This window comes from Pseudonocardia sp., assembly GCF_035305885.1.
GTDB lineage: Bacteria > Actinomycetota > Actinomycetes > Mycobacteriales > Pseudonocardiaceae > Pseudonocardia.
Map to the genome: position 1 here is coordinate 1 of NZ_DATGOP010000014.1, position 4,719 is coordinate 4,719.

General features: G+C 75.3%; 1 protein-coding gene. It reads left to right on the forward strand.

Annotated elements, in window-relative coordinates; genetic code table 11:
* Positions 1 to 4,719 (forward strand): hypothetical protein (locus VKZ81_RS02300; RefSeq protein WP_324239692.1); only part of this gene is annotated, 4,719 nt, incomplete at both ends.

Genomic DNA, 4,719 nt, shown 5'->3' on the forward strand with positions numbered 1-4,719 from the left:
ACCAGTTCGTGAAGGACACGAACTGGACCGGTGCGCTCATGGGCGACCTCGTGGAGGAGCTGGGCCGGCCGGGCATGGCGCGGCTGGCGGCCGCGAACGGGGAGCGGCTGCTGGCCAACGTCACCCTCGTCGCGGTCGGGAAGAACCACCAGCGGTGGGCGTTCGACGAGCTGGACTTCCTCTTCGCAGCTGGTCCCGAGGACAAGGCGACGATCACCCGGTACGTGAGCGCCAAGGCCAACCCCCGCAACTTCGATCGCCGCAAGGACCTGCAGAAGGTCGAAGCGCTCTTCCGCGACATACCGACTGGGCCGGTCGATCAGCTACGGGCTTGGTTGGCCGCCAACACCCAACTCAAACAGAGCGTGATCGCGTCGACGACCGGCGTCGAGGTCAAGTGGCGGTCCGGCACGGCGGGCGAGAGCACCCACGTGACGTGGCTCAAGGAGTTCCGCGGCGCCTTCCGGGTTGCGGGAGACGCGTCCGACGTCCCGGTCGAGCTGCTCGCACCGGCCGGTTTCCGCCGCGGCATCCGCGAGCTGGAGCTCACCTGGAACCAGGTCGCGGACGTTGCGATCGCAGCGATCCGGCGCTACCTCGACGATCAGGGCCTCTCCGACGACGACGGCGGGCGTCCCGCCGGGCCGGGAGGTGGCGCTCCGACGGGCGCTCCCGGGGCAGCCGGGACACCAGCGGGCCCGATCGCGACCGACCGGCACGCCGCGCCCGACCCCGGTCCGGCGCAGCGGGCGGCGCAGGACTCGGGCCGGGCGCACCACCGGCTGCTCGCGCTCGTCGGGCTCGTCGGCGGGCTGTTCGGTCTCTCGGCGGTCCTCGGCCGCTCGGGCACCGCGTCGGCCGACGTGATCGCGGGCGGGGCCGGCGCCGTGGCAGACGGCGGCTCCTGGTTCGGCGCCCTCCCCGCGGCCGGCTCCGTCGCCGCGCCGCTCGCTGTGGTCGTCGGCGCCGTCGCGCTCGTCGTGCTCGCGCGGCGGATCGTCCACACCCTCCGGGCGCGAGGACCGCCCCTCGCCACGGGGCGCCTGGGTCGGATCGTGCATCGCATCGCGGTGATCGGCCTGGTCACGCTGGGAGCGGTCGTCGGGACCGCAGGACCTGCGTCGGCGAACACCACCGCGGTCCGAGAGGCCGCGTCGTTGTGGGGCGTCGTCGGTGCCGCGGTGCCGTGGGTCGGCGCGACCTTGGGCGTGTACGGGACGGCGGTGCTGCTGCGGTGGCGTTCAGCCGTGAAGCGCCAGCGGGCCTCCGCCGATCGGGTGCGCGGGTGGACCGAGATCGTCGTCGCGGACCCGGCGGCAGGCGGGCCGGACGTGCGGCCCGACCACGTGCTGCAGTGGGTGCTCGGCGCGCTCCTGGAGGCCGAGGGCGCCGGACGACCCGGTGTGCGGTTCGACGACCTGGCCGCCGTGCGCGGCGGCGGCCCCGAGCTCGCCGCCCTCTCGGCGTTCCTCGCGGGGGTTCCCGGCCGGGCGGCCGCGGCCCGATGGGTCACCGAGTTCGTCGGAACCGGGATGTTCGGGGTGGGGCGCGCTCCCGGCGGCGAGCGGGTGCTCCGTCCTGCGGGAACGTTCGCCGAGCTGTGGGCGGCGGCGCCGCAACAGCTGCGCGCCGCGATGTCGAGGGACCTTGCCCGGGTCGTCGGTGCGGTACCGGGCTCTGCGCGTGAACTGGCCGACGCGGTGCGGGGCACGTTGCGGGAGGCGATCATCGACACGGCAGCGATGCGGCCGGGGTGGCGTGCGGTGTTCGTGCCCCCGCTTCCCCGGTTGCGCGGTCGGGGAGAGCTGACAGGGCTGTTCGCCGAGGCACGCGCGATCAGCCGCGGCATCGACCGGCTCGCGGCGCAACTGCGAACCCCTCGGCGTCGCCTCGAGGCGACCGAGCATCTGCGCGAGCGGCTGGTCCGGGCCGGCCGGGCCCGAGACGATGCGCTTCGAGCCCTGGTGGCCGCCGAGGAGATCGCGGAGCGGGCACCGACGCTCGAGCGCGGCGAGGCGGTCGTCGCGGCCCAGCGGCGCCTGGAGCTGGCCGAGGAGGCGCTTTCCGGCGTGCTGCGCCGGATGCCGCGCGACTTGCGCGGAATGGGCCGCTACCAGGTGTTGTCGGCGCTGGAGGAGCGCATCGCCGAGCTGCGCGGCGAGGTCGAGGCCCTGAAGCGGACGCTGGCCGCGCGACAGGACGAGGAGCGCTCGGCCGTGCTGGCGGCCTCCGACCGCGCCGCGCTGGCCGGGTTCGGCCGCCGGGCCACCGCGCGTGCCCGGGACGCTGCGGTGCTGGGCTGGGCGCGGTTCATGGCCCCGCTCGCCGGCGCGATGGGGGCGTTCCCCGGTCAGGCGGCCGGAGCACCGATGATCGCCTCAGCCACGTTCGCCGACTTCTACGGGCGAGACCCGTCGTGGGTGACCGGTCAGTGGGCAGCGGGCACGACCGCGGCCTCCGGGGCCGGCCTGGGCGCGGCGCTCCTGGGCGACCGGCTGATCAAGGACATGACGGTCGTGGTCGTCATGGGCGTCGCCGGCTCCACAGCGATGCTCGTGCTCGGGCTCGTGCCCGCGGCGATCGTGTTCTTCCCGTCCGTGTTCGTGATCGGGTCGATGGGGGTCGCGGGCGGCCTGGTCCGGGGGCGGATGGACCGCTACCACCCGGTGGCGCCCGAGCTGAAGGACACCCGGGACGGCAGCTACGAGACCGCGTTCAAGGTGGCGCAGTTCGTGCTCCCGGTGCTCATCGCACAGGGCATGAGCGTGGTCGGGTTCCAGGTCACCATGCTCGGGCTCGCGGTGCTGGCGGCCGCGCTCACCGCGGGCGTGTGGCTGGTGCTGCGGGGCGAGGGTCGTGACGCGATGCCGCGAGCGCCGCCCGCGGTTCGCTCGTCGATCGCCGGTGGGTTGCGCCAGATGGTGGGGACGCCGCACGGCCTGGTGCGGGCGATCCTGTCGATCCCCTTGCTCACGGCGCTGACCGGGCTGTACGCGACCGCGCTCGGCGGCGCGATGGTCGACCAGCTCGTGCTGCTCAACGACCCGACCCAGGCGGTGGCGAGCACCGCGACGGTCGTCAGCGCGCTGGTCAGCATTCGCGGTGCCGCGTCGCTGCTCACCGGTCCGAGCTGGGCGAAGCTCAAGGCGTTGCTGGGCACACCGCGCGGCGGCACCGCCGTGAGCGAGGCGCGGGTACTGGTGGGCGTCACGCTGTTGCCGCTCGCGCTCGCGGTGCCGGCGGTGTGGATGGCGTTCATCCCGGGCCTCCTGCCGTTCGCCACGTTGCTGAGCCTCGGTTCGGTGTTCTCGGCGTGGGCGCGCATGCCGCTCAACAGGTGGGTGGAGGGGGCCACCGGCGCCTCGCTCAACAACACTGCGAAGGCCGCCACCATCGCGCTCGGCGGCGCGATATCGGCCGAGGTCCTCGGGGGCTACTCCACGGAGGTCACCGGCCGGGCCGCGGTCGGGCTGCCGTACGCCGATCTCGTCGCGACCGCGAACCTGCACCTTTCGCTCCTGGTCGTGCCCGTCGTGCTCGTCCCGCTCGCGGTGGCGCTCCTGACCGCGAATCTGCGCCTCGGCACCCTCGACGAGCTGCGGGCGGCTCTGGAGCGGGGTGGACTGGACCGGGCGGCGGCGAGCACGATCACCGCGAAGCTCGCCGCCCGCGGCCTGAACGACATCGGCTCGATCGACGCCCTCTTCCGATCCGGCGACTGGGCGCCCTGGATCCTGCCGCGCCTGCGGACGGGTGCGGCGGAGGTGCGGCGCCGGTCCGTCGGGCTGACCGGCGACGAGCGGGCGCACCTGGTCGCGGCGCTCGAGCGCTTCGTCCAGCCGTCGGCGCGGGCCGGTTCCTCGGGCGCCGACGCGACGCGGAGCGGTACCTGGCTGGGGCGCAGGGGCCGCGGCCCGCCGCCCGCGCCGCGCCCCCAGCGCGCGGCGACCGAGGCCGACCTGGCTCGGATCCGGGCGGAGGCGCTGGTGCACCCCGACGGGCTGGGCGTGGTGCTGGCGCCGCCAGGGGACCGGCTTCGCGCGTTCGGCATCGAGCTGCGCACCGTGCCGGGTGACGTCGTGCTCGTCATGCACGCCGACGCCGACGGCTTCATCTACCCGGCTGCGGACGCGGACATCCGCGTCTCGGCCGCTCAGGTGGCGGAGTTGCTCGCGGCGTTGCTGCCGGCCCCGGGGGGTCGCCGGTTGAACGTGTGCGGCTGCTCGGTGGCTGCCGACCCGGAGGCGGGGATGCGCGAGCTCGCGCTGCGGCTCGGCATGCCGGTGGTGGCGCCGCGATCCCCGCTGCAGGTCCACCCGCCGGGACGGAACGGGGCCCGCGTGTCGACCGACGGTGGCTGGTTGCGGGTCGACGGCGACCGCCCGGCCGAGGCGGTGCCCGGCCCATTGGCCCTGCTGCAGCCGCGATCGGTGCCCGGGGCGCAGCGGATCGGCCCACCCGGGGTGCGCATCCCCATCGCGCCGCGGGCGCCGCCGGTCACGGCCGGGAAGCTGTTCCGGGACTCCGTGGCCGCGATCGCGCTCGTACACCGGTGGACGCACCGCGGGCCGCGCGGCGCGCCGCGCTGGGCTCAGCGGATCGGCACGGCTGTCGCCGCCGCCGCGTTGCTCGGCACGCTGGGTCTGTCGCTGTTCGGGTCGGCGAGCCGGCCGGAGGCGCCGGCGCGCGATCAGCACGCGGTCGTGCGGCTCGAGGTGG